1 protein-coding gene is annotated in these 1,638 nt (G+C 64.3%); it reads right to left on the reverse strand.

Features of this window, described 5'->3' with window-relative positions; translation table 11 throughout:
- Window positions 1–316: 316 nt before the first annotated feature.
- A protein-coding gene (locus MTF66_RS38350) for an IS3 family transposase (protein ID WP_137865140.1) occupies window positions 317–1,467 on the reverse strand; the annotation gives its coding sequence in 2 pieces (ribosomal slippage) (window positions 317–1,215 and window positions 1,215–1,467; 1,152 coding nt in all).
- Window positions 1,468–1,638 lie beyond the last annotated feature (171 nt).

Below are 1,638 nucleotides of genomic sequence, written 5' to 3' on the forward strand. Positions count from 1 at the left end.
CAGCCGTTCAGTCTGGTTCGGCGCAATCCCGAACCCGCCGTTCGTTCGCCCAGTCCGAGCGCCGGCCTAACGGCCGAAATTGGGACTTTTCCGTCATTCCCTGCGACATTTGCGAATGGCGGCTTCCGGCACAACCCGCCTCTGCGCACGCTGTCTGGATCGGCGGACGTCTGCACGGCGCTATAGCCAGCGTTTTAGAGATTCTTAGAGCGTGCGCCGTATAGCCGTCGTGCAAAATGCACGCTCAAGGGGCGAGTCAGTGAGGCGGGCAAACCGAATGACGTGCGCCCTGACGTGCGCCCCTGATTGTTACCACTCAGAGGTAGAGTCCGGCTCCTTCATGATGGTTGGTTGATGGGATGGCAACGTGCCTGGGGGCATGCCCCCAGGCACGTTGGCCGGCGATCTCGGCGGGGGTCTTCCCGCCCAGTTTCGAGTGCGGCCTGACGTGGTTGTAATCGTGCTGCCAGGCGGCGAGCACGAACCGGGCATGGGCCAGCGACGTGAACAGCGTCTCGTTGAGGCATTCGTCCCGCAGGCGCCCGTTGAAGCTCTCGACGAAGCCGTTCTGCATCGGCTTGCCCGGCGCGATGTAATGCCACTCGACCTGACGTTCCTGCGACCAGCGCAGGATGGCCGACGAGGTCAGTTCGGTTCCGTTATCGCTGACCACCGTGTGCGGCTTGCCGCGCAGCCCGATCAGCCGCGTCAGTTCCCGAGCGACCCGCGCGCCCGACAGCGAGGTATCGGCCACCAGCGCCAAGCACTCGCGCGCGTAGTCGTCGACCACGCACAAGATGCGGAACCGCCGGCTGCACGTCAGCGTGTCGGACACGAAGTCGAGCGACCAGCGCTGGTTCGGGCCGTTCGGCAACAGCATCGGCGCCCGCGTTCCAAGCGCACGTTTGCGACCGCCGCGACGCCGGACCCGCAGATTCTCCTCGCGGTAAATGCGCCGCAGCTTCTTGTGGTTGGGCGTCATGCCCTCCCGCGCCAGCAGATAGCCCAGACGGCGATAGCCGAACCGGCGGCGTTCCGCCGCCAGCTCGCGCAGACGCGTCCGCAAGGGCGCATCATCGCCTCTCGTCGGCTGATACCGGATCACCCGGCGGCTCACGCCGACAAGACTGCACGCCCGACGCTCGCTCAGCCCGTGATGCTTACGAGCATGAGCGACGGCTTCCCGCCTAGCGTCGGGCGTCACCATTTTTTTGAGGCCAGATCCTTCAGTACGACATTGTCGAGCATCGCTTCGGCCAGCAGCTTCTTCAGCCGCGCGTTCTCGTCCTCCAGCGCCCGCAACCGCCGAGCCTCGGACACCTCCAGCCCGCCATATTTCGACTTCCACTTGTAGAACGTCGGTGAGCTGATCCCGTGGCGCCGGCACACCTCCGCCGTCGCCATACCCGCCTCCTGCTCCTTCAAGATCGCGATGATCTGCTCTTCGCTGAACCTGCTGCGCTTCATTCTCGTCCGACTCCTTTGCGTCGGACTCTACTCAAAATCGGTCACATTCCAGGGGCGCACGTCAGCCGGACATCACGGTGCGGGTCATGAACAGGCAGCGATGATAGGCTATGTTCCGGCCCAAGACATCGGCCATTGGCAAGCGGAAATCGCCAGCTGGATCGACGGCCT

Source organism: Pseudoalteromonas sp. 2CM39R, from assembly GCF_023161845.1.